The organism is Allosphingosinicella vermicomposti, from assembly GCF_003012815.1.
Lineage (GTDB): Bacteria > Pseudomonadota > Alphaproteobacteria > Sphingomonadales > Sphingomonadaceae > Allosphingosinicella > Allosphingosinicella vermicomposti.
The window spans coordinates 1,108,124-1,130,561 of record NZ_PXYJ01000001.1; the positions used below are offsets into that span (position 1 = coordinate 1,108,124).

At 63.2% G+C, this 22,438-nt stretch carries 21 protein-coding genes and 1 pseudogene; 12 read left to right on the forward strand and 10 right to left on the reverse strand.

The window, feature by feature from the left end:
* Nucleotides 1-37: 37 nt before the first annotated feature.
* Both yihA and C7I56_RS05465 read left to right on the forward strand, forming a co-directional pair.
* Nucleotides 38-679, forward strand: a complete 642-nt coding sequence (gene yihA / locus C7I56_RS05460; protein WP_106639456.1) for a ribosome biogenesis GTP-binding protein YihA/YsxC — start codon at nucleotides 38-40, stop codon at nucleotides 677-679.
* Nucleotides 680-808: 129 nt separating this feature from the next.
* Nucleotides 809-1,471 carry a glutathione S-transferase family protein gene (locus C7I56_RS05465; protein WP_106639457.1) on the forward strand — a complete coding sequence of 221 codons (663 nt, stop codon included), beginning with the start codon at nucleotides 809-811 and terminating at the stop codon, nucleotides 1,469-1,471.
* A gap of 105 nt (nucleotides 1,472-1,576) precedes the next feature.
* On the opposite strand, the gene C7I56_RS05470 is transcribed toward C7I56_RS05465, so the two are convergent.
* Nucleotides 1,577-2,026 carry a cupin domain-containing protein gene (locus C7I56_RS05470; protein ID WP_106639458.1) on the reverse strand — a complete coding sequence of 150 codons (450 nt, stop codon included), beginning with the start codon at nucleotides 2,024-2,026 and terminating at the stop codon, nucleotides 1,577-1,579.
* 47 nt (nucleotides 2,027-2,073) lie between these two features.
* Here C7I56_RS05470 and dapE point away from each other — a divergent pair, with 47 nt between their 5' ends.
* Nucleotides 2,074-3,204: a succinyl-diaminopimelate desuccinylase gene (dapE, locus tag C7I56_RS05475; protein ID WP_106639459.1), complete on the forward strand. Its 1,131-nt coding sequence runs from the start codon at nucleotides 2,074-2,076 to the stop codon at nucleotides 3,202-3,204.
* An 84-nt stretch (nucleotides 3,205-3,288) separates the two neighbouring features.
* On the opposite strand, the gene C7I56_RS05480 is transcribed toward dapE, so the two are convergent.
* From C7I56_RS05480 to C7I56_RS05495, 4 genes are all read right to left on the reverse strand, one after another.
* Nucleotides 3,289-4,863 (reverse strand): putative bifunctional diguanylate cyclase/phosphodiesterase, encoded by a 1,575-nt coding sequence (locus C7I56_RS05480; protein WP_245409590.1) that lies wholly within the window; start codon nucleotides 4,861-4,863, stop codon nucleotides 3,289-3,291.
* A 227-nt stretch (nucleotides 4,864-5,090) separates the two neighbouring features.
* Nucleotides 5,091-5,636, reverse strand: a complete 546-nt coding sequence (locus C7I56_RS05485) for a Smr/MutS family protein (protein WP_106639461.1) — start codon at nucleotides 5,634-5,636, stop codon at nucleotides 5,091-5,093.
* On the reverse strand, nucleotides 5,614-6,774 hold the full coding sequence (gene mltA / locus C7I56_RS05490; protein ID WP_342587695.1) for a murein transglycosylase A: 1,161 nt from the start codon (nucleotides 6,772-6,774) through the stop codon (nucleotides 5,614-5,616). Before mltA ends, C7I56_RS05485 begins: the two co-directional genes overlap by 23 nt.
* Before the next feature lie 121 nt (nucleotides 6,775-6,895).
* Entirely contained in the window at nucleotides 6,896-7,537 is a 642-nt protein-coding gene (locus C7I56_RS05495; protein ID WP_425352372.1) for a Tim44/TimA family putative adaptor protein, read from the reverse strand.
* 166 nt (nucleotides 7,538-7,703) lie between these two features.
* Here C7I56_RS05495 and secB point away from each other — a divergent pair, with 166 nt between their 5' ends.
* From secB to C7I56_RS05525, 6 genes are all read left to right on the forward strand, one after another.
* Complete coding sequence (secB, locus tag C7I56_RS05500; protein ID WP_106639463.1) at nucleotides 7,704-8,225, forward strand: protein-export chaperone SecB; 522 nt, start codon at nucleotides 7,704-7,706, stop codon at nucleotides 8,223-8,225.
* A 108-nt stretch (nucleotides 8,226-8,333) separates the two neighbouring features.
* The gene (murJ, locus tag C7I56_RS05505) at nucleotides 8,334-9,890 is read left to right on the forward strand and encodes a murein biosynthesis integral membrane protein MurJ (RefSeq protein WP_106639464.1); all 1,557 of its coding nucleotides are present in this window, start codon (nucleotides 8,334-8,336) and stop codon (nucleotides 9,888-9,890) included.
* Nucleotides 9,891-10,883 (forward strand): tryptophan--tRNA ligase, encoded by a 993-nt coding sequence (trpS, locus tag C7I56_RS05510; protein WP_106639465.1) that lies wholly within the window; start codon nucleotides 9,891-9,893, stop codon nucleotides 10,881-10,883.
* Nucleotides 10,884-11,084: 201 nt separating this feature from the next.
* On the forward strand, nucleotides 11,085-11,762 hold the full coding sequence (locus tag C7I56_RS05515; RefSeq protein WP_106639466.1) for a DUF4136 domain-containing protein: 678 nt from the start codon (nucleotides 11,085-11,087) through the stop codon (nucleotides 11,760-11,762).
* Between the two features lie 101 nt (nucleotides 11,763-11,863).
* Complete coding sequence (gene accD, locus C7I56_RS05520; protein WP_106639467.1) at nucleotides 11,864-12,715, forward strand: acetyl-CoA carboxylase, carboxyltransferase subunit beta; 852 nt, start codon at nucleotides 11,864-11,866, stop codon at nucleotides 12,713-12,715.
* A gap of 94 nt (nucleotides 12,716-12,809) precedes the next feature.
* The gene (locus C7I56_RS05525; RefSeq protein ID WP_106639468.1) at nucleotides 12,810-14,114 is read left to right on the forward strand and encodes a bifunctional folylpolyglutamate synthase/dihydrofolate synthase; all 1,305 of its coding nucleotides are present in this window, start codon (nucleotides 12,810-12,812) and stop codon (nucleotides 14,112-14,114) included.
* A gap of 89 nt (nucleotides 14,115-14,203) precedes the next feature.
* Here the strand turns inward: C7I56_RS05525 and C7I56_RS05530 are convergent, their stop codons facing one another.
* A complete protein-coding gene (locus C7I56_RS05530; protein WP_106639469.1) occupies nucleotides 14,204-15,559 on the reverse strand; it encodes an AmpG family muropeptide MFS transporter in 1,356 nt (451 codons plus the stop codon).
* Nucleotides 15,560-15,613: 54 nt separating this feature from the next.
* Nucleotides 15,614-16,042 (reverse strand): response regulator, encoded by a 429-nt coding sequence (locus C7I56_RS05535; RefSeq protein WP_106639470.1) that lies wholly within the window; start codon nucleotides 16,040-16,042, stop codon nucleotides 15,614-15,616.
* Between the two features lie 30 nt (nucleotides 16,043-16,072).
* Between C7I56_RS05535 and C7I56_RS05540 the strand changes: the two are divergent.
* From C7I56_RS05540 to C7I56_RS05550, 3 genes and pseudogenes are all read left to right on the forward strand, one after another.
* Nucleotides 16,073-16,906 (forward strand): annotated as a pseudogene (locus C7I56_RS05540) (pseudouridine synthase); the annotation flags it as partial.
* A gap of 248 nt (nucleotides 16,907-17,154) precedes the next feature.
* The gene (gene rsmD, locus C7I56_RS05545; protein ID WP_106639471.1) at nucleotides 17,155-17,697 is read left to right on the forward strand and encodes a 16S rRNA (guanine(966)-N(2))-methyltransferase RsmD; all 543 of its coding nucleotides are present in this window, start codon (nucleotides 17,155-17,157) and stop codon (nucleotides 17,695-17,697) included.
* Nucleotides 17,698-17,861: 164 nt separating this feature from the next.
* Complete coding sequence (locus C7I56_RS05550; protein WP_106639472.1) at nucleotides 17,862-20,135, forward strand: ATP-dependent helicase; 2,274 nt, start codon at nucleotides 17,862-17,864, stop codon at nucleotides 20,133-20,135.
* On the opposite strand, the gene C7I56_RS05555 is transcribed toward C7I56_RS05550, so the two are convergent.
* From C7I56_RS05555 to C7I56_RS05565, 3 genes are read right to left on the reverse strand one after another with little or no spacing between them, the layout of a single operon-like run.
* Entirely contained in the window at nucleotides 20,136-20,495 is a 360-nt protein-coding gene (locus C7I56_RS05555; RefSeq protein ID WP_106639473.1) for a hypothetical protein, read from the reverse strand.
* 50 nt (nucleotides 20,496-20,545) lie between these two features.
* Nucleotides 20,546-21,862, reverse strand: coding sequence for a cysteine--tRNA ligase (gene cysS / locus C7I56_RS05560; RefSeq protein WP_106639474.1), 1,317 nt, complete (start codon nucleotides 21,860-21,862; stop codon nucleotides 20,546-20,548).
* Nucleotides 21,859-22,410, reverse strand: a complete 552-nt coding sequence (locus tag C7I56_RS05565; protein ID WP_106639475.1) for a CvpA family protein — start codon at nucleotides 22,408-22,410, stop codon at nucleotides 21,859-21,861. The genes cysS and C7I56_RS05565 overlap by 4 nt, the downstream gene beginning before the upstream one ends.
* Nucleotides 22,411-22,438 lie beyond the last annotated feature (28 nt).

Sequence of the window (22,438 nt, forward strand, 5' to 3'; positions counted from 1 at the left end):
AACACCCCGGCTTTCGTCGGGGTGACGGAGGTGGGTGATGAGTGAAGCGGAAGACTCCAATCTCGACGAGATCGCCCGAAAGCTGTTTTCCGGGCCGATCACGTTTCTGAAATCCGCGCCGGGCCTTCAATTCCTGCCGGACGCCGATGTGCTCGAAGTGGCTTTTGCGGGCCGTTCGAACGTCGGCAAATCATCACTCATCAACAAGCTTACCAACCGCAACGGCCTTGCCCGCACGTCGAACACGCCGGGGCGGACGCAGGAGCTGAATTTCTTCGACGTCGGTGAGCCGCTGCGCCTGCGCCTCGTCGACATGCCGGGTTATGGCTTTGCCAAGGCGCCCAAGGATATCGTCCGCAAGTGGCGATACCTGGTCAACGATTATCTGCGCGGCCGCGCAGTGCTGAAGCGCGCAATGGTGCTGATCGACGCGCGCCATGGCATTAAGGAAATCGACCGCGAAATCATGAAGATGCTGGATGAGGCTGCGGTGAGTTATCACCTCGTCCTCACCAAGGCGGACAAGATCAAGGCGTCCGAACTCGCCGCAGTCACCGCCGCGACCGAGGAGGAAGCGCGCAAGCGCCCTGCGGCCCATCCGGAAATTATTCCCACATCCAGCGAAACCGGGCTGGGGATCGACCAGTTACGCAAGGCAGTGGTTGAAGCAGTAAGTTGACCCCATTCCCGCTCGTCCTGAGCCTGTCAAAGGACGGTTAAGGCCGAACGATATACATGGGCTTCGACAGCCTCAGCCCCCGCAGCAGTGGGAGAGCTGTGGTGGTGGTGAGACGTTAAGGAGGATCAGTTGCTCAAGCTCATCATCGGCAACAAGGCCTATTCCTCCTGGTCCCTGCGCGGCTGGCTGGCGGTGAAGCAGTCCGGTCTACCGTTCGAGGAAATTACCGTCCCCATGTTCGACGACGAATGGGACAAACGCACCAAGGGCAACGAATTCGCACCATCGGGCGGCAAGGTGCCGATCCTGTGGGACGATACGGCAGTGATTTGGGATTCGCTCGCCATTATCGAATGGCTCGCGGACAAAACCGACAAGGCGCGTTACTGGCCTGATGACGATGCAGCGCGGGGCATGGCGCGGTCGATGACGGCCGAAATGCATTCAAGCTATCAGCATCTGCGCAACGAATGCGGGATGAATGTGCGCAAGCAATTCCCGGCCAGGACGCTGTCCGAACCCGTTCGGCAGGAGGTCTCACGTATCCTCCAGCTTTGGGCGCAGGCCCGTGCGCGCTGGGGCAGCGGCGGCCCTTATCTGTTCGGCGAATTCGGCGCGGTCGACATCATGTTCGCGCCGGTGGTCACCCGTTTCGTCACCTATTCAATCCAAGTGCCGCCCTTCGCCGCTAATTATATGGAGGCGATCCTCAGCCACCCCTGGATGCAGGAATGGATTTCAGCGGCTCAGGACGAGCCTTGGGTGATCGAGCATTACGAACAATCGGCGTAATGATACCCAACACCGCTAGTCCTGAGCCTGTCGAAGGACGGTCCCAGTTGTAATGGGGTTGGCCTGCGGCTCGACATGCTCAGCCGGGGCGGCGATGGGGATCAGTCAGTAAGGCGCTCCATCCTTATGCCGGTAAGTCTTAGCCTCTGAGTCCCATTCCAGATCCACATCCGGATAGTGGCAGTGCCCACGGTCCGGTGTTCCCATCACGACGAAAGTGCAATCCTCGCCCGCGCGGTTGACGAGATGATGGCCGTTGGCGACGCCTTTGGGGAACGCCGCGCAATCGCCGGGGCGAAGCACGGTTTCAGCCCCCTCCTCCACCAGCACCGCCTCGCCCGACGTCATGACGAGGAATTCGTCAATCTCGTCATGCCAATGGCGCTGGCTGGAAATCGCGCCCGGCTCCAACCTCACATGGCTCGCCCCGAAATCAGTCAAGCCCGAAGGTGGGCCGAGCCGCCGGAACCAGCGCCCGCCCATCTCCGCCGCGAACGGCATCGGATAGGTCGTGCGGTTGGTCGCTTCGATGGCGTCGAGATCGATCTTCGGCATGTCAGTCTCCGCTGGGCAGGGCGCGCCTTGCTTGCTACGCGAGCGCAATGACCGCCGCAATCGATCCTATCGACCTCACCCGCCGCCTCATCGCCTGCCCGAGCGTTACGCCGTTGGAAGCCGGCGTGCTGGACGTGCTGGAAGCGGAGTTGCGCGCCATCGGGTTCGACGTTCACCGTTTCACGGTTGGCGAGGCGCCGGACGGCCCGGTCGAAAATCTGTTCGCAACGCGCGGATCGGGCGGCCCGCATTTCGCCTTTGCCGGGCATGTCGACGTCGTCCCGGCAGGCACGGGCTGGTCCTCCAACCCGTTCGAGGCCGAGGTCAGGGGCGATCTCCTCTATGGGCGCGGCGCGGTGGACATGAAAGGCGCCATTGCCGCTTTCATCGCCGCTTGCGAGCGGACCGCAGGGCACCAAGGCACATTGAGCCTCATCATCACCGGCGACGAGGAAGGGCCCGCCGTCTACGGCACGGTCGCGCTGATGGACTGGATGGCGGCGCGGAATATCCGACCGGACATGATCCTGGTCGGCGAGCCGACATCCGAACATCGCCTCGGCGACACGGTGAAGATCGGGCGGCGGGGATCGGTCAATATCTGGATCGATCTGCCGGGCACGCAGGGGCATGTCGCCTACCCTCACCTTGCCGACAATCCGATCACCAGGCTTGGCGCGCTCATCCAGGCATTGGGCGCCATGCCGCTCGACGAGGGCAGTGATTGGTTCCAGCCATCAAACCTCGAAATCACCGAAGTGTCCGGCGGCTCAACGGCCTGCAACGTCATTCCCGGTACTGCCCAGGCGCGGCTCAATATCCGGTTCAACGATTTGCATATGGGCGCCGATCTCGTCGAACGAGTGCGAACGGTAGCCGAAAGCGTTGCTCCGGGCGCAAAGGTCGAGGCTAAAATTTCGGGCGAGGCTTTCCTGACGACGCCGGGGCTTTTGTCGAGCATCGTCGCGGACGCGATCCGTGTTGAAACGGGTGTCGAAGCCGCCCTGTCAACCGGCGGCGGCACGTCCGATGCGCGTTTCCTCTCGAAGCTCTGCCCGGTGGTGGAATTCGGCCTCCCCAACGCTACGATGCATAAGCTGGACGAAGCTGTTGCCGTCGAAGATTTGACCGTGCTCACCGCAATTTACGAGCGGATCATATTGGCGGCGCTCAGCTAGCCGATCGCTAAGGCTGAGCCCGTCGAACCCGGGGTGAGCTGGAACCGTCCTTCGACAGATTCACGACGGAATTAAATGCACGGATCAGGCGATCAGCGCGAGGCGTTCGTGCCGAGGCTGCCCAACCCACGCCCGCATTTCAGCCTCCGGCATCGGATAGGCGAAGGCATAGCCCTGGATCGTGTCGCAGCCGATCATACGAAGGACGGCGAGCTGCTCACGCCTCTCCACACCTTCGGCGACAACTTCGCAGCCAAGGCCATGGCAGAGGTGAATGATGGCGCTGACGATCGTCCGCGCATTTTCGGACGTATCGACGTCGTGGATAAGGCTCCGGTCGAGCTTCACGCGGTCGAGCGGCACGTCCTTCATGCGCGACAAGTTGGAATAGCCCGCGCCAAAGTCGTCGAGCGTGATCGCGACACCGAGCGCCCGCAACGCGTTCAATTCCGCGACGATCAGGTCGTCACATTGCAGGACCATGGTTTCCGTGAGTTCAAGTTCCAGCATATGCGGCGGCACGCCGGAGCGATCCAGGCATTCACGGAAATGTTCGAAGAAATCCGAGCGTTCGATCTGCGACGGACTGACATTGATCGTAAGCCGATGGTCAAGGCCGTCGGCCTGCCACGCCTTGACGGTATCCATGGCCGCTTCGACAACCCATTCGCCGACCGCGACGATCAGCTTGGTATCTTCGGCGACTGGAATGAAGCTATCGGGCATCCGCACACCGTCGGTCGGATGGTTCCAGCGTAGCAGCGCCTCGACTGCCACAACGCCGCCGGTCCGCGCGCATATCTGCGGTTGGTAGACCAGGTTGAACTGGCCCTGTGCCACGGCCTCCCGCAGCGCGCGCTCGGTCCGCGATTTCTGCTCGAACGCGGCGGCCAAGTCGGCATTGAATGTAAACACCTCACCGCCGCCCAAGGCCTTGGCATGATACATCGCCATATCGGCGGCCTTCATGAGATCGGTGAGCTCGATGCCGTGTACGGGGTGGAGGGCGATCCCAACAGACGCCCCCATCGTGATTTTCTGCCCCATATGTTCGAAGCGTTCGGACAGGCGATCGCGCACCTTGCGGGCCGCTTCATCGGCCTGTGCCTGGCTTTTCGCCGGGAGCAGCATGGTGAATTCATCGCCCGCCAATCGCGCGAGAAGCGGTTGCCAGTGGTTTTCGCTGGCTGCCAGCTCACCAACCACTTCGCGAAGACGCTCCGCCACGCGGATCAACACCTCGTCGCCATGGGCGTGACCAAGCGTGTCGTTAACTTCCTTGAAGCGATCGAGATCGATGAAAAGCAATGCCGCCGGCTCGCCCGCCTGAAGCTTCAGGATGCGGTCAGCCTCACGCTTGAAGTGAAGCCGGTTAGGCAATTGTGTCACCGGATCGAACATCGCGATACGCTGCACCTGGTCGATATTCGAGCGCACCTGTTCGAACAGGCCGTCCACCGCCATGGCAAGGCGCGGCATTTCAGAGCGCAAAATTGGTGGCGCAGGAGAAGAAAGGTCGCCGCTTTCAACGGCAAGCAACCGATCGATCAGCGCCGACACGGCACGTGCGTGACCGCTATTTGGCTTTTCCGCAGCCACCCAGACGACCAGCAAGGCAAAAAGGCCAATACCGATGGATGCCGCGATTTGTTCGTCCAAATTGCGCAGCACGACAAAACCGCACAACGTCAAAATGAACGACGAAATACCCGCGCACCACGAAATCACGCGACTGCTAAGCCAGCCGACTTTGTCCCAATAATTTGCCACGTTAAGCCCCAATCCCCAGCGCTCCTCTAGGACAAAGCGGACCGTTTCGGCAACGGATAAGGCTAACGGGTTAATAATCTTTTGCTGAATCGGGATTCTGTTCAGATTCCGGACACTTATTTGCGCCGACGCAAGATGATGTAGAGCGCCCCCGTTCCGCCGTGCCGCTGATGGGCACCGCGCACCGCCGCGATTGCCGACGCGTGGCGGGACGCGTGCAGCCAATCGCCCACTGCCGCGCGAATGGCGCCGCGCGCGACGGGCCAACGCTCGCCCTTGGGCGGCTTTCCGGTGACAAGGAGGATCAACCGGTCACCCTTATGGATGGCATCGTCCAGCCGGCTGTCGAGCACGGCATAAGCTGTCGCGAGATTATGACCATGAAGGTCGACGATCATATCCGGCGAGACGAGCCCGCGGGCAAGCTTCTTGTCCCAGCTGGCATCCAGCGTCGTTCCCGGACCTGCGGACGGCGGCGGGGACGGCGAAGCGGCGGGTAGCCGGGGGGACGGACGCCGTCCCTTGGCTGCAACCGGTTTGGCTGGAACGGCCGGCGCTACCACGGCATCCAAAGGCTTCGCATACGCCTCATGGAGCGGCCGCACGCTCGCGACCACCTTATCCCACAAAAGCCGTTCTTCAGCGCTGAGTTTGCGCGGCATTGCGTCCGGCCAGCAGGCGCGCCACCGCAGCGTTCGGCAACATCACATAGGCCCTGCCCCGTGCTTGCAGGCCGCCCGATATCGCGGCTGCGCCCTGCCCCGCGCCCCAGAAGGTGTCGAAGCGGTTTGCCCCCTTGATCGCGCCGCCCGTATCCTGCGCTACCCAAAAGCCATCCGCCTGATCGTAATCGAGATCGAGGAGCACCGGGGCGCCCAAGGGTATGAAACGAGGGTCGGCGGCAACACTGCGTTTCGGGGTCACCGCGACGCCCATCGCGCCTAGCGGCCCCGGGCCGGTCAGTTCGCGGAAGAAGACATAGCTCTTATTCTCCCGCATCAGGGCCCTGCCCTGCTCCGGGTTGGCGCGAAGCCAATCGGTGATCGCCTGCATCGATACTGCCCCGGTGATCAGCCCGCGTTCCTTCAGAAGCTTGCCGATCGCGACATATTCGCGGCCATTCTGATCGGCATAGCCGATCCGCATGACCCCGCCGTCCGGCAGCAGCAATTGGCCGGAACCCTGGATTTGAAGGAAGAAAAGATCGATCGGGTCGGCCGCCCAGGCGATCTCCAAGCCCTTGCCGGCCAACGCTCCATCCTCGATCGCAGCGCGGTCGTGATAGAGAACATAATTGCCCCCTTTATCCACCCGTCCCCGTCCTTTTTCCCCGGTCGCAGGGTTGGCGGCGAGGAGATCTGCAGGCTTGGCGTAGACCGGAACCTCAAACCCGGCCGCCTTCACACGCGATCCGGAAATCTGGGGTTCGTAATAGCCGGTTGCAAAGGCGCTGCCGTCGCCGACTTGGACGAGCTGGAACCCGGAGTGGAAAAATTCGACAACGCCTTCAGGACTTTCGAAATCAAGCGGCTGGCAAAGTGCCTGCCAATCTTCCGGGCGTGTCAGCCCGCTCGTGTCGGCCCGTTTCAGCATCGCCGGGCAGCTGGCGATGAAGGCATTGTAGAGGCGTTGTGCGTCACTCGGCTGTATAGTGATCGCCGGGCCGGCCGTGACGCCGACCGCGACTGCATTTTCGGGAGGCGGAGGCGCAGGCGGCACCTTCGGCTTCGGTGCCGGAACGCAGGCGGCAATAACCGCAATAGAGGCGGCAAGCGCCAGCCTTGAACAAAAACGCATCATCCTCGCTTCATAGCGCGGCAAGAGGTGAAGGGAACACCCGTCCTTACGAGCGAAGCAGTCCATCAAGCATCGAGTCTAGAGACAAGCCGCCGCGTCGCCATGTTCCTCGTAATGGCGACGATCAGGCTGCGTCGGTTTCGACGAGCATCCAATTTGGGTCGCGACTCGAAAGGTCGCGCTGGAACGTCCAGATGTCGTGAGTTTCGACGGCATCGCTCAGCGAGCCGGCGATGACATTGCCGTCCCGGTCGCGCGTGACGGCCGCGATATCCGCGTCGAAACGAACTGCGACGAAAGCGGTGCGGCCTTCCAGCTCGACGGATTCGATCATGGCCTTCTCGATCGCGATCAGACGGTTGTCGAGCGTGACGCCTTCGGCCTCGCGATCGGCAATTGCGCCCGCAAAAACGTCTTTCGCTTCCCCGGCAACCAATTCGCCAAGCTCGACCCGATCACCTTTCCAGAAGGCGTCGAGGATCATGCGATAGGCGGCCTGCGCGCCTTCAAGAAAGCGACCGGTGTCGAAGGACGGGTCGGCGGCGATCAGGGCGCGAACGCCCGCTTCGGCGCTCTTTTCGTAAACATGCCCGGCAGCCAGAGCGGGCTCGGACGATACATCCGTCAGCGGCTTTCCGGCATCGGTCGTCGGCATCGGGCGAAGGACGGGTTGCTGCTCATGCCCCGTGCGGCGGCCGAGGACGGCATAAAGGCGCAGCCCCGCGAAAAGGGCGACCATCGCCAGCAACACGATCTCGACAGTCACGAAAGCACACTCCGTCCTTAATTCAGTGCTCAACATAGGCGGGAAGCGGCCCGGTTTCAAATCCCCCACGCATGTTGCGCCTCCCCCGCGCTCCTGCTACCCGCGCCATCGGACCGGCGGCATAGTTTTGCCGACCGTCATCAGACACATTTTCAAGGTACTCAGCATGTCCGAAGAACTAGGCGCGACCGATGCGAACGAGCAGGCAGTGAATGGCAGCGACACCTCGCCCGCCATCGCGATCCTTTCCCAATATGTGAAGGATCTGTCCTTCGAAAATCCGAACGCACCGGCCGTTTATCAGTGGCAGGGCCAGCCGCAGATCGACGTGCAATTCAACATCGGCTCACAGAAGCTCGGCGACGACGTTTATGAAGTCGGCCTCAAGATCGACGTCGTTGCAAAGCACGACAATGGCACCGCCTTTGCGGTCGACCTGCTCTATGCCGGTCTCTTTGGCCTGCGCAACATTCCGGAAGAGCAGCTCCAGCCCTTCCTGCTCGCCGAAGCGCCGCGCCTTCTCTTCCCCTTCGCGCGTCAGATCGTCGCTGAATCGGTGCAGAATGGCGCTTTCCCGCCGCTGATGCTCGATCCGATCGATTTCGGTGCCCTCTACATGCAGCAGGCGGCGCAGGCCCAGGCTGCGGGCGGAGCGGGTCAGGCTCCGGAGATTACGGGGCAGGCTTAACCCTTACCGCCATTCTCGCGCGGGCGGGACTCCAGACAGGTGGATGGTGCCGATAGTGGCTGGATACCCGCTTTCGCGGGAATGACGTAGTTTGAGAGGCGGACGGGCATGAACCTCCATAAGGCGATCGGTACGATTGGCGGCCTCACCATGGTCAGCCGCGTGTTCGGCTTCGCGCGCGAGATGCTGATGTCCCGTATCATGGGGGCTAGCGGCGCGGCCGACGCCTTCCTGGTCGCATTCCGCCTCCCCAACACCTTCCGCCGCCTGTTCGGGGAGGGCGCCTTCTCGGCGGGCTTCGTGCCCCTGTTCAGCCAGCGCTACCATGGCCCGGGCGGCCTTGAGGAAGCGAAGAAATTCTCCGAAGAGGTGTTGGCGGTTTTCCTGCCCACCCTCTTCGTTTTCACCGTCATCTTCGAACTCATCATGCCGGCCTTCGTCTGGGCGATCGCGTCGGGCTATGCCGACGAACCCGGGAAATTCGACCTGACCGTTTTTCTGACCCGGATCACCTTCCCTTACCTACTGCTGATCAGCCTCGTCTCGCTCTTTTCGGGCGTCTTGAATTCGTTGACGAAGTTCGCTGCGGCGGCGTTCGCGCCCGCGCTTCTCAATATCGCGATGCTGGCCGCGCTCATCCTTGTGCCCGTCGGCGGCGAGAAGACGGCGCTGGCGCTCGCCATCGGCGTCACGATCGGGGGCGTCATGCAGCTCGTTCTGGTCTGGAACAGCGCGCGTAAGGCGGGCGTATCACTGCGCCTCCGCAAGCCCGAAATCACGCCGAGCGTGAAGCAGTTCTTTGTCGTGGTGATCCCGGCGACGCTGGGCGCGGGCGTCTATCAGATCAGCCAATTGATCGACACATTCTTCGCGACGCGGCTTCCCGAAGGATCGATGTCCTATTTGAATTATTCGGATCGCCTCAATCAGCTGCCCCTTTCCGTGATCGGCACCGCGCTCGGCACGGCGATCCTGCCGCAGATCAGCCGCTTCATCGCGAAGGGAGAGCCGGACGAGGCCGCGCGCGTGCAGGGGCAAGCGGTGGAGCTTTCCATGCTCCTCTGCATCCCCGCGGCCCTCGCCCTCGCCGTCGTGGCGGGCCCGCTGGTCGCGGCGATGTTCCAGGGCGGACGCTTCACGGCTGAAGACGCCGCGATCACCGGTAACGTGCTGGCGATCATCGTCATGGGACTTCCCGCTTATGTGCTGGTGAAGGTCATCACCCCGGGCTTCTATGCACGCAACGACACCAAGACACCGGTCAAGACGGCCGTGGTGGTCCTTGCCGCCAATATCGCGCTCAACTTCGCCTTGATTCCGCCCTTCGGAATCTACGGCCTCGCCGCAGCCATCGCGCTCTGCTCGTGGATCAACTGCGTCCTCCTCTACGTCATCCTGCGCCGCCGGGGGCATTTCCGGATCGAGGGCTGGCTCTGGGGCCGGATCGCGCGACAGTTCGCGGCGGGCCTCGCCATGGGCGCGGCACTCTGGGGCGCGCGCACCTTGCTCGCCGGTTTCTTCGACGGATCGGTCATCGAGCGCCTGTTCGGTGTCATGGCGCTCGTCGGCGTGGGCGGCATCGTCTATTTTGCCGTCGCCTGGACTATCGGCGCGATGAACCGCGACGACATCCTTACCCTTCTGAAGCGCAAGAAAGTCAGCTAAATGCGTATCCTGTCCGGCATCCAGCCCACGGGCGAGCCCCATCTCGGCAACTATCTGGGTGCGATCAAACGCTGGACGGAGCTTCAACACGAGCAGGAATGCCTGATTTTCCTCGCCGATCTGCACGCCATCACCGTCTATAACGATCCAGCGACGCTCGCCCGCACGATCCGCGAGGCGGCGGCGACGCTCATCGCCTGCGGCATCGATCCCGGCAAGACGGTGCTGTTCAATCAGGCGCGCGTCCCCGCCCATGCCGAAATGGCGTGGCTTCTCAACTGCACGGCACGCATGGGCTGGCTCAATCGCATGACGCAGTTCAAGGAAAAGTCCGGCAAGAATCGCGAAAATGCGAGCGTCGGCCTTTATGCCTATCCCGTCCTCCAGGCCGCCGACATCCTGCTGTATCAGGCGACGCACGTCCCGGTTGGCGAAGACCAGAAGCAGCATCTGGAACTCACCCGCGACATCGCAACCAAGTTCAATACCGATTACGGTGTCGAAGTCTTCACGGTGCCCGAGCCGCTGATCGGCAAGGCGGGCGCGCGGATCATGTCGCTGCGTGACGGCAGCGCGAAGATGTCCAAATCCGACCCGTCCGACATGAGCCGGATCAACCTCACCGACGACAGCGACACGATCGCGCAAAAGTTCAAGAAGGCGAAGACCGATCCGGAGCCCTTGCCCGAGACGATGGAGGGGCTTGAAGGCCGCGCGGAAGCGAAGAACCTCGTCACCATTTTCGCCGTCCTTGCCGATCGCGCGCCAGAGGACGTGCTGGGCGAATTTGCGGGCCAGGGCTTCGGCGCGTTCAAGCCCTGCCTTGCCGACCTTGCGGTCGAGACGCTCCGACCAATCCGCGACCGGTTCGAAACGCTGCGCGCAGATCCGGCGGAAATCGACCGGATTCTGGTGAAGGGCGCCGAGAAGGCTCGGCTGCTGTCCGCCCCGACCCTTGAGGCTGCATATAAGGCGGTAGGGCTGCCGCGCTGAACCTCATTGTGCTCCGGCGAAGGCCGGAGCCCAGCAGCGCCGGCGGAACGACTGGGCTCCGGCCTTCGCCGGAGCACAACATTTCCTTCACGCCGATCAAACGTGCAATGTGTGCGACAAGGCACTATCTTCAGCATCAGTTAAGCCAAATCGGTGCAAAAGTCGTGCCGCAACAGCCAGTTAGAGTTCAAGAGGCGCCCTATGTCCTTCAATAAGAAACTACTTCTGGTCGCCGCATCCGCAGCGTTTCTGACGCTCGGCGGTTGCGCGACCGGCTTTCCCGCTCAGGTTTCACGCTTTCAGGCGATGCCCGCGCCGCAGGGTGAAAGTTTCGTGGTACAGGCGGCAGATCCCGACAAGAATGGCAGCCTGGAATTCTCGCAATATGCGGGCCTCGTCCGTCGCAACCTGCTCGATCAGGGCTATACGGAAGCCGCCTCCCCGCAGGCCGCGACTTTCGTAGTCGAGCTGGATTATGGCGTCGACCGGGGCCGTGAGAAGATCGCCACCCGTCCGGGCGTCGGGACAGGCTTCGATTATGGATATGACTGGGGCCGCCCTTATTATTCGCGCTTCGGTTACTTCGGCCATCGCTATCGCAGCCCCTTTTATTATGGCTGGCACGACCCGTTCTGGGGCGATCCGTTCGACCGGGAAGTCTATAGCTACACAGTCTATGAGAGCTTCCTCGACATGGACATCAAACGGACGGCCAATAATGAGCCACTGTTCGAAGGCACGGCCCGGGCGCGTTCGCGGACCGACGAGCTTCAGACCTTGGTGCCGAACCTCGTCGAAGCGATGTTCACCAACTTTCCGGGCCGTTCCGGCGAAGTCGTGAAGATCACCGTCCCGCCTCCCCAGCGCAATCGCGAGTAATTTCTGATGCGAGAGGGCCGGTCGATCCGGCCCTCTTTCGTTCAAGTGCTGGACAAACCGCCCCTGTCCCCCCTATCCGGCGCGCCAGAAGGAGAACCCGCATGAGCTGGCTCAACCGCGTCCGCCAATCCATCCCGTTCCTCCCCAAGCGCGAGACGCCGGACAATCTCTGGCACAAATGCCGCGAATGCGGGACGATGGTGTTCACCAAGGAATATCAGGAGAATCTCTCCGTCTGTCCGAAATGCGACCATCACGGCCGCATCGGCCCGCGTGCGCGCTTCGAGCAGATTTTCGATCCGGGCTATTCGACCCTGCCGCAGCCGCAGGTGCGCGAAGACCCGCTGAAATTCCGCGACAGCAAGAAATATACGGACCGCATCAAGGCCGCCCGCCAAAGCACGGGCGAGCAGGACGCGCTCATCAACGCCAGCGGGACGATCGAGGGCGAGAGGGCCGTGATCGGCGTCCAGGATTTCGCCTTCATGGGCGGATCGATGGGCATGGGCGTCGGCGCCGCCTTCGTCACGGGTGCCCGCGCGGCGATCGAAGCGCGCTGCCCCTATATCATCTTCACCGCAGCGGGCGGCGCGCGCATGCAGGAGGGCATCCTGTCCCTCATGCAGATGCCCAAGACCACCGTCGCTATCGCGGAACTGAAGGAAGCGGGTCTGCCCTATATCGTCGTCCTCACCGATCCGACGACGGGCGGCGTTACCGCTTCCTACGCGATGCTCGGCGACGTCCAGATTTCGGAGCCCGGCGCCCTTATCGGCTTTGCGGGCCAGCGCGTGATCGAATCCACGATCCGCGAAAAGCTTCCCGAAGGCTTCCAACGCGCCGAATATCTGCTCGACCACGGTATGGTCGACATGGTGGTGCACCGTAAGGATCTGCGCGAACGGCTGGCGAAGCTGGTGGCGTATCTGACGCCGCAGAAAGCGGCGGCGTGATCGTTTCGTCATGCTGAACTTGTTTCAGCATCCATTTTCGACCAGGGCGCGGAAGATTGAAATGGATCCTGAAACAAGTTCAGGGTGACGAATAATGCCAGATTTCGCCACCTCCGACGATCCGCGCGTCCAGGCCCAGCTCAACCGCCTCACCCTCCTGTCCCCGGGCGCGGACGTGCTGGGCCTAGAGCGCATCTCCGCCCTCCTCTCCCGCCTCGGCAATCCGGAGCGGAGCCTGCCTCCCGTCTTCCATGTCGCGGGCACCAACGGTAAAGGATCGACCTGCGCCTTCCTCCGCGCGGCGATGGAGGCGGCGGGCCTCAAGGTCCATGTCTTCACCAGCCCCCACCTCGTCCGCTTCAACGAACGCATCCGCCTTGCCGGAACGCTAATCGAGGATGCGGACCTCGCCGATTTGCTCGACGAGGTTCTGTCGGTCGCGGAGGGTATCGCGCCCAGCTTCTTCGAAGTGACGACCGCCGCCGCCTTCCTTGCCTTCTCCCGCACGCCTGCCGACGCCTGCATCGTGGAAGTGGGATTGGGCGGCCGCCTCGACGCCACCAACGTCCTCCCCGCCCCCACTGCCTGCGGCATCACCCAGCTCGGCCTGGACCATCAAGCATTCCTCGGCGATCGCATCGAGCAGGTGGCAGCGGAAAAGGCGGGCATCGCCAAAGTGGGCGTTCCGTTGGTCACCCAGCTTTATTCACCCCATGTCGCCGAACCAATCCGTGAGGTCGCCGCGAAAGCAGGCGCGGCGTGGCTACAGCGCGGCGGCGCCTGGGACGCCGAGGTACGCGGCGAGCGCCTCGCATACCGCGATGAATGGGGCGCCCTCGATCTCCCGCTCCCGCACCTTGCCGGGACGCATCAGGCGATGAACGCAGCGCTCGCCATCGCCATGGTCCGGCATCAGGATCGCCTCGCCATCCCGCCCGAGGCTCTGGAAGCCGCCATGTCGGGCGCGCAGTGGCCAGCGCGCCTTCAGCGTTTAAGCCCCGGCCCCCTACACGAGCTGCTGCCCGCGGGAACGGAACTCTGGCTCGACGGCGGCCACAACCCCGCGGCCGCTCGCGTCATCGCCGATCATTTCCAAGGCCAACCGCTCCGCATTGTCCTCGGCCTCCTTGCGAACAAGGATGCGACAGGCGTGCTGGAGGCATTCGAGGGACAGGGTGTGACTTTCCATACGGTGCCCGTCCCCGGCCACGAATATCATGCGCCCGAAGCGCTGGCGGCGGCGGCCATCGAAGCGGGCTTTGGGGCCAGCCCTGCAAACGACGTCGCAAGTGCCCTTGCCCGCATCGGCTTGGAAGGTGGTACTGCTCCGGTCCTAATCATGGGTTCGTTGTATCTCGCCGGCACAGTCCTCAAGGCGAATGATGAGGTGCCGGCCTAAATACCCGCTAGGGCTGAGCTTGTCGAAGCCCGGGGCGAGCTGGAACCGCCCTTCGACAGGCTCAGGACTAGCGGCGGTTGGGTAAGGGCTTATCGATCTTTTTGCTCACCATTGCGCGCATCACCTTCGCCAACTTTGCCCGCCGTGCCGACAGAGGCATCGACAAGGCCGCTGCGCATCATCCACCAGAAGAGCAAGATGCCGGGCACGGCTGCCACGGTCGTCAGCCAGTAGAAATTGACGTAGCCGATCCCCTCAACCATCGCGCCCGCCGTCGTTCCGGTCAGCACGCGCCCGACGATGCTGGCCGCGGCTGAGATCAGCGCATATTGCGAGGCGGTGAAACGCAGGTCGGTCAGCGCCGAGAAATAAGCGACGACGACAACTCCGCCGATGCCGCTGGCGAAATTCTCAAAGCCCTGCGTGAAGGCGAGACCCATATTCGAATGCCCCGCTCCGGCGAGGATCGCATAGGAGGCGTTGGAGACGCCCATCAGCACGAGGGCGATCAGCACCGATCTTTTCATCCCGATCTGCGCGTAGAGCCAGCCACCGACGAAAATACCGATGAGATAGGCCCAGAAGCCGACGCCCACGTCCCAGGCCGCGATCTCGTCATTCGTATAGCCCATGTCGTTGAGCAGCAGGCGCAGCACGAGCTGCCCCAGCGTGTCGCCGATCTTGTGCAGCAAGATGAAGAGCAGGACGATGAGCGCACCCTTCCGCTGGAAGAATTCCGCGAACGGGCCGACGATCGCCGCCAGTGTTCGCCCCTCCCCCTTTGGGGCGGGCTCCCGGTGCCGCTTCGGCTCACCCACGATCAGGCCGGTGAGCATGGCGGGTAGAGCGAAGGCCGCGCAGGCGAGATAGGCAGCTTCCCACCCTACGCGTGCCGCGAGCACCAAAGCCAGCGCGCCCGCCGAAACCGAGCCGATCCGCCAGCCATATTGCGACATGCCGGAGCCCACGCCAAGTTGGCGCGGCTCAAGCAGTTCGATCCGGTAAGCGTCGATCACAATGTCGAAGGTGGCACCTGCAAAGCCGACCAAGATCGCCGCCACCGCCGTCTGGAAGATGTTCGCGGAAGGATCCTGAAAGGCGAGATTTGTGACCGCCGCCATCACCATGACGCCCGCAACCAGCAGCCATGACACGCGCTGGCCGAGCCGGTGCAATACAGGGATGCGTACCCCGTCGATGATCCACGCCCAGAGGAATTTGAAATTGTAGACCAGGAAGGCGAGCGTGAAGGCGGTCACCGTTGATTTGGTGATTCCTTCCTGCGCCAGCCGCGTTGTCAGCGTCGCACCGATCATCGCGAAGGGAAAACCGGATGACACGCCTACGAAGAATGCCGCGATCGGCGCCTTTTCGACATAGGGACGGATGCCTTCCGGCAAGCGGCTGCGCCAACCCAAAGGCGCTTCAGCGACGGCTTCATTCATGCCGGTGGTTGTAACGTGGTTAAGCGTTCCGGCTAGCCCTATTCCGTTATGCAATCAGGAGGCGTCGTACAAACTCAGGCCTGCAGGCACCTTCTTCACCGGCTCGCCAGCAAGCTTCCGGTCGAGCGCCTCTAGCGCGGCCTTCAATTCCTTATCGGTATAGGGTTTAACGAGGCAGCCGACGGCGAGGCTTTGTGCCTCAACCGGGCAATTGCCCGTTACGAACAGCACGGGCACGCTCTTCGCCGCGGCCGCACGGGCTACATCCGTCCCATCACCCTCGCCGGACAGGCGGATATCGCTCAAGACCAAGTCAAGCGCCTCGGCCTCAATCACACGCTCCGCGTCCACGAGATTGTCGACCGTTGCGACCACCTCATAACCTGCATCGGCAAGCCGGTATTCGTTGTCGAAGGCGACCAAAGGTTCGTCCTCCACCACCAGGATCCGACATATTGTTCTTTCGCGTTTTCCGAACAGCATTATATGGGCACCAACTTAGAATAGCGGTCGATCTGTTCGCGTAACGAGCGAAGGGGCACCGGTGTCCATGGCGGCAATCGTCTGGGCGCAAATAGATTTCGCCCTACGGAGGCTGCCTTGTCCAATTCGCGTTCCCCCAAGGAGCCGCAACGCATCGCCAAATTGCTCGCGCGCGCAGGGGTCGCCTCCCGCCGCGACATCGAGCGGATGATCGAGGAGCGGCGCATCGCCATCAATGGCGTCGCGGTTGAGAAGCCCGCCACCCTTCTCACCTCGCTTCACGGCGTCACGGTGGACGGCCAGCCGGTGCAAGCCCCCGCCCCCGCCCGTCTGTTCCGCTTCCACAAGCCGACCGGTGTTTTGACGGCGGCCCGCGATCCGAAGGGGCGTGCGACCATCTATGATCGGCTGCCGAAGGGCCTGCCGCGCCTGATGCCGGTCGGCCGCCTCGACATGAATACCGAAGGTCTGCTTCTGCTCACCACGGACGGCGAGCTGAAGCGGCAGCTCGAACTGCCTTCCACCGGCGTCGAGCGCACCTATCGCGCCCGCGTGTTTGGCGACGTCAGCCAGGAGCAACTGGAAGAACTGATTCACGGTGTGGAAATCGAGGGTATTCGCTATGGCGCGATCGACGCGAACCTCGAACGCCGCACCGGCCGCAACGGCTGGGTCGAGATGAAGCTGACCGAAGGCAAGAACCGCGAAGTGCGGCGCGTCCTCGAATATCTCGGCCTTCAGGTCTCGCGTTTGATCCGCACTTCTTATGGCCCCTTCCATCTCGACGACCTGCCCGTGGGCATGGTCGACGAAATCCGCCAACATGACCTCGTTGCGTTCAAGAAAAGCATGAGCGAGGGCAAGACGAGTGCGCCCGCCACCGGCGAACGCGCGGCGCGGTCAAGGCCGCCCCGTCCGACGGGCCCGTCCGTCCTTCGCCCGGCACGAAGCCCCGCTGGCGAGCGCCGTGCGCCCAAAGCCGATCCTGGCAGGCCCGGCAGCCGTCCGCGCTCGTCCGAAGGCCCTCCGGCGAAGCCGGGCAGTGCGCGCCCAGCGCATCCCGACCGTCCTAACCGGCCCGGCGCGCCGCCACGCGGGGGTCGCGGCCGAAAATGAGAATCATTTCAGGCGATTGGCGTGGCCGTCCGCTGGCCGACCTGGAAGGGCGCGGCACGCGCCCGACCAGCGACCGCGCTCGCGAAGGGCTCTTCTCGATGCTCGCAAGCCGCATCGGCAGCTTCGAAGGCCTCGCTGTCGCTGATCTTTTCGCGGGTACAGGCGCCCTAGGCCTCGAAGCCATCTCGCGCGGCGCCCGTCATTGCCTGTTCGTCGAAAATGATCGAAGCGCCCTCGAAACGCTGCGTTCCAATATCGATCGCTTCGGCGCCCGCGAACGCGCCGATGTGCGACAGCAGGGCGTCGAGCATATCGCGCCGCCATCGCAGCCGCGCGACCTCGTCTTCCTTGACCCCCCTTATGGCAAGGGTCTGGCCGACATGGCTCTCGCCCGCATCGCCGATCCCGCTTGGGTTGCACCCGGCGGCTGGGTCAGTGTCGAGACGGGAGGCGAAGGCCTCGCCGTTCCCGAAGCCTTCACGCTGGAAACCGAGCGTCGCTTCGGAAAGGCGCATATCCATCTGCTCCGCCGCGCCTAGCTCCCTCTCCCATTGGGAGAGGGTTGGGGTGAGGGTGAGGGTGATCGATGCCGGAAGGCTCGCCCTCACCCTCCCACCGCTTCGCGGCGGGCCCCGCCCTCTCGCCAAATGGGAGAGGGAGTTAGCAGTTGAGTTCCCTTGTCCCGTTCCCTAACTGTTCACCCGTGACCGATCTTCAGACGACCCGTGAACCCGGCTATATCCAAGGCCTTAACGAACCGCAGCGCGACGCCGTGCTGACAACGGAAGGCCCGGTGCTGGTCCTCGCCGGCGCGGGCACGGGGAAGACGGCGGCGCTCACCGCGCGCCTCGCCCACCTCATTGCCACGCGGCGCGCCTGGCCTTCGGAAATCCTCGCCGTCACCTTCACCAACAAGGCGGCGCGGGAAATGCGGGAGCGCGTCGGCCGTATCGTCGGCGATGCAGTGGAGGGCATGCCCTGGCTCGGCACCTTCCACTCCGTCGCCGCCAAGATGCTGCGCCGCCATGCCGAGCTTGTCGGTCTGCAATCGAGCTTCACCATCCTCGACACCGACGACCAGCTTCGGCTCCTGAAACAGCTTATCGCAGCCGCCGATCTCGACGAGAAACGCTGGCCCGCGCGGCAGCTGGCGGGCCTTATCGACCGCTGGAAGAACCGGGGCTGGACGCCGGAGGAAATCGATGCGGGCGAAAGCGAGGCTTATGCCAACGGACGCGGCGCGGAACTCTACGGCCAATATCAGGCGCGGTTGCGGACGCTGAACGCCTGCGACTTTGGCGATCTCCTCCTCCACATGCTGACCATTTTCAAGAAGCATCGCGATGTTCTTGAAAACTACCAGCAACGTTTCAAATATATCCTCGTCGACGAATATCAGGACACCAACCAGTCCCAATATCTCTGGCTCCGCCTGCTCGCGCAGGAGCGCAAGAACATCTGCTGCGTCGGCGACGACGATCAGTCCATCTACTCCTGGCGCGGCGCGGAAGTCGCCAACATCCTCCGCTTCGAACGCGACTTTCCAGGTGCCAAGGTAATCCGCCTCGAACAAAATTACCGATCGACACCGCACATTCTCGGCGCCGCGTCCGGCGTGATCGCCCAGAACAGCTCGCGTCTCGGCAAGACCCTTTGGACTGAGTTTGACGCCGGCGAAAAGGTGGAGGTGATCGGCGTCTGGGACGGACCGGAGGAAGCCCGCCGCATCGGCGAGGAGATTGAAACCCTCCAGCGCAAGGGCGAGCGGTTGGACGATGTCGCCATCCTCGTCCGCGCCCAGTTCCAAACCCGCGAGTTCGAAGACCGCTTCATAGCGATCGGGCTGCCTTATCGCATCGTCGGTGGCTTCCGCTTCTACGAGCGCGCCGAAATTCGCGACGCCCTCGCCTATCTCCGCATCATTGCGCAGCCTGCCGACGACCTCGCCTTCGAACGCATCGTCAATACGCCCAAGCGCGGCCTCGGCGACAAGGCCGTGGCGAAGATCCACAGCTTCGCCCGCGCTGCCGGAACGCCCTTGCTCTCCGCCGCCGCGCAGATGCTCGACACGGACGAGCTGACGCCGCAGGCTCGCCGCGCACTTGGCAACCTCGTCGGCGATTTCGCCCGCTGGCGCTCGCGTCTAAACGAACTGCCTCATGCTGAGCTCGCCCGCCTCATCCTCGATGAGTCCGGCTACACCGCCATGCTCCAGGCCGAACGCTCGGCCGAAAGCGCGGGCCGCCTCGAAAACCTTTCCGAACTGACCCGCGCCATGGAAGAATATGAGACTTTGGGCGCGTTCCTCGAACATGTCAGCCTGGTCATGGAGAATGACGCGGCGGGGGATCAGGACAAGGTCACCATCATGACCATCCACGCGGCCAAGGGGCTGGAATTCGGCACCGTATTCCTCCCCGGCTGGGAAGAGGGCGTCTTCCCCTCTCAGCGTGCGCTCGACGAGGGCGGGCTCAACAGCCTGGAGGAAGAACGGCGCCTTGCCTATGTCGCGATCACAAGGGCGCGGCGTAAGTGCTTCATTATCCACGCCGCCAACCGCCGCATCTACGGCCAGTGGACGAGTTCCATCCCCTCCCGCTTCGTCGCCGAATTGCCGGACGAGCATGTGACGAGCGAAACGACGATGACGGGCGGCGAAAGCCTGTGGCGCGCCAATTGGTCCGAACGCGCCGATCCCTTCGCGGACGTCGCGCGCGGTACTGGTCGCGGTCCGGGCTGGCAGCGCGCCGCCACGACGGGCGGCTTCGATCGCAGCCCTTCGCGTGTGATTGAAGCGCGTGCCAGCGCGATCAGCCTCGGCAATCCGGGTCGCACCGACATTTCACTCGGCCAGCGCGTCTTCCACGCGAAATTCGGCTACGGCACCGTTGCGGAGATCGAGGGCAACAAGCTCGAAATCGATTTCGAACATGCCGGCCGCAAACGCGTCCTCGACAGCTTCGTCAGCGTAAGCTGATCAGCGCGGCGTCCTCGGCCCCCGGCGCGGGCCGGGATTGCCGCCGGGACGGCGTGGCGCCTGCGGGCGAAGACGCTGATCTTGGGAACGCGGCGGACGCGGGTCACTCTGGGCAAGCTTGCGGTCGGACACCGCATAGCCTTCCTTCAAGAGTTTCGTGAAAGCGGAGCGGACGCTCTCGCCGATCGCCGCCTGCAGGGGCTTGGGCAAATCCGCGAAGGTCGTGTTGGCATGCACGGTATTAAGATCGCGCAGCAGTGCATTCTGCATGCCTCCAGAACCAGCTTTCAGGGCCGTGATCGCATCGATGACGGCAGAGAAGATGATCTCCTGCATGACTTCAGTTGCCGACTTGCTCATGATTCCCCAACGCAATGAAATGACGGATTGTGCCGTGACGGCTTTATTGTTCAGGCGCGCCGCCAGGTCGTTCCGGCAGGTCCGTCCTCAAGAAGAATGCCCTCGGCGGCGAGTTCGGAGCGGATGCGATCTGCCTCCACAAAGTCCCTGTTCTTCTTGGCTTCCGCACGCGCGGTGATGAGGGCGTCGATGCGGGCATCGCCTTCGCCCTGGAACCAACTGGTTGCATCGTCCGTGAGGAAGCCGAGAAGCGCGGCGCTCGCTTTCAGCGTCGCCGGATCGTCGATGGCCGACAGGCGGGACAAGGCGAGCGGCGTATTGAGATCATCGGCGATCGCCTCGGCCACCTCTGGGGCCGGCTGCCCCGGCTCAGCGTCGGCCGCTACCCGATAAAGCCGATCGAGCGTTGCCCTGGATTGGGCGATAAGCGACTCCGACCAATCGAGCGGCTGACGATAATGGGCGGAGAGCAAAGCGAGGCGAAGGGTCTCGCCCTTATGGCCTTGTTCCAAAAGGTCCGCGACCGTCACGACGTTGCCGAGTGATTTGGACATCTTCTCCGCGCCCGCCATCGAGAGGAAGCCATTGTGCATCCAATAGCGGGCAAGCGGCGCGCCGTGGTGCGCACAGCGGCTTTGGGCGATTTCGTTTTCATGGTGCGGGAAGATGAGGTCGAGACCGCCGCCGTGGATATCGATCGTCTCGCCTAGATGCCGCTCGATCATCGCCGAGCATTCGATATGCCAGCCCGGGCGGCCACGACCCCACGGGCTGTCCCAGCCGATCACTTCCGGCGCCGAAGGCTTCCAAAGGACGAAGTCGGCGGGGTCTTTTTTGTAGGACGCCACCTCAACCCGGGCGCCGGCGATCATCGCATCTCGGTCGCGGCGGCCGAGCGCGCCGTAGTTCGGATCGGACGGAACGTGGAAGAGGACGTGGCCGTCCGCTTCATAGGCGTTCCCCGTCTCGATCAGGCGCGCGATCATGTCGATCATTTCGCCGACATTCTCGGTCGCCTTAGGCGCGATATTGGGCGGACGAACGCCGAGCGCCCCCATGTCGACCAGGTAGAAGTCCTCGAAACGCTTGGTGATGACGGAGGGGTCGACGCCCTCCGCTTCCGCAGACGTGATGATCTTGTCGTCCACGTCCGTCACATTGCGGGCATAAACCAGGGCATCCTCGCCATAAGTGTGGCGCAGAAGGCGCGCGAGAACGTCGAACAACACGGCGGGCCGCGCATTGCCGATATGGGCGCGGTTGTAGACGGTCGGGCCGCAGACATACATGGTCACGCGGCTGGGATCGGCAGGCGTGAAGACGCGCTTTTCCCGCGCCATCGTGTCGTGGAGACGGATTTCGGTCATTCTTCGCTTTCCGTGGACGCTTCGTTCGCGGCGGCCTCATCATCCGCGCCGCGCCGCGCCTCGACGAAATCGACGATCGCGCGGCCGCTGGCGCTTAATAACGGATAGGTTCGGCTCTCCGTCATCCACTCCGGACGCTGCGCATCGCGGCCGTAAAAGAGATCGTAGAAGAGGCTGGCGGCGAGGAAGAGCAGGGTCGCGCCGATAAGGCCCTTTAGGGCGCCAAAACCGCCGCCCAGCACGCGGTCCACCGGACCAACGAAGCTGTTGCGGGTCGCGCCGCCAATGCGGTGGGAGATCATCTTCCCCACAATGAACACCCCAAGGAAGATGATTGCAAAGGCGAGAACGGACGCGCCGGACACGGTGCCGACGGGGGCCTCCAGCCGCTCGGCAAGCGGGGTGTGGAAGAGCTTCAGCGCGGCAATGGCGGCGATCCAGGCGGCGAGCGCCAGCACTTCAGTGACGAAGCCACGCATGAAACCACGGACGAGCCCGCCGCCGACGAGGATGAGGGTGATGATGTCGAGTGCGGTGAGGCTTCCCATGCCGCCCTGCTAGGGGGTGTTGCGAGGT

Bases quoted from the DNA above. Each gene is read 5' to 3' on its own strand.
- cysS (WP_106639474.1), bottom strand. From the start codon at position 21,862: ATGACCGAAATCCGTCTCCACGACACGATGGCGCGGGAAAAGCGCGTC.
- C7I56_RS05485 (WP_106639461.1), bottom strand. From the start codon at position 5,636: ATGCCGCGCAAACTCAGCGCTGAAGAACGGCTTTTGTGGGATAAGGTG.
- mltA (WP_342587695.1), bottom strand. From the start codon at position 6,774: ATGATGCGTTTTTGTTCAAGGCTGGCGCTTGCCGCCTCTATTGCGGTT.
- rsmD (WP_106639471.1), top strand. From the start codon at position 17,155: ATGAGAATCATTTCAGGCGATTGGCGTGGCCGTCCGCTGGCCGACCTG.
- trpS (WP_106639465.1), top strand. From the start codon at position 9,891: ATGCGTATCCTGTCCGGCATCCAGCCCACGGGCGAGCCCCATCTCGGC.
- secB (WP_106639463.1), top strand. From the start codon at position 7,704: ATGTCCGAAGAACTAGGCGCGACCGATGCGAACGAGCAGGCAGTGAAT.
- murJ (WP_106639464.1), top strand. From the start codon at position 8,334: ATGAACCTCCATAAGGCGATCGGTACGATTGGCGGCCTCACCATGGTC.
- C7I56_RS05530 (WP_106639469.1), bottom strand. From the start codon at position 15,559: ATGAATGAAGCCGTCGCTGAAGCGCCTTTGGGTTGGCGCAGCCGCTTG.
- C7I56_RS05555 (WP_106639473.1), bottom strand. From the start codon at position 20,495: ATGAGCAAGTCGGCAACTGAAGTCATGCAGGAGATCATCTTCTCTGCC.
- dapE (WP_106639459.1), top strand. From the start codon at position 2,074: ATGACCGCCGCAATCGATCCTATCGACCTCACCCGCCGCCTCATCGCC.
- C7I56_RS05565 (WP_106639475.1), bottom strand. From the start codon at position 22,410: ATGGGAAGCCTCACCGCACTCGACATCATCACCCTCATCCTCGTCGGC.
- yihA (WP_106639456.1), top strand. From the start codon at position 38: ATGAGTGAAGCGGAAGACTCCAATCTCGACGAGATCGCCCGAAAGCTG.
- accD (WP_106639467.1), top strand. From the start codon at position 11,864: ATGAGCTGGCTCAACCGCGTCCGCCAATCCATCCCGTTCCTCCCCAAG.
- C7I56_RS05525 (WP_106639468.1), top strand. From the start codon at position 12,810: ATGCCAGATTTCGCCACCTCCGACGATCCGCGCGTCCAGGCCCAGCTC.
- C7I56_RS05470 (WP_106639458.1), bottom strand. From the start codon at position 2,026: ATGCCGAAGATCGATCTCGACGCCATCGAAGCGACCAACCGCACGACC.
- C7I56_RS05515 (WP_106639466.1), top strand. From the start codon at position 11,085: ATGTCCTTCAATAAGAAACTACTTCTGGTCGCCGCATCCGCAGCGTTT.
- C7I56_RS05535 (WP_106639470.1), bottom strand. From the start codon at position 16,042: ATGCTGTTCGGAAAACGCGAAAGAACAATATGTCGGATCCTGGTGGTG.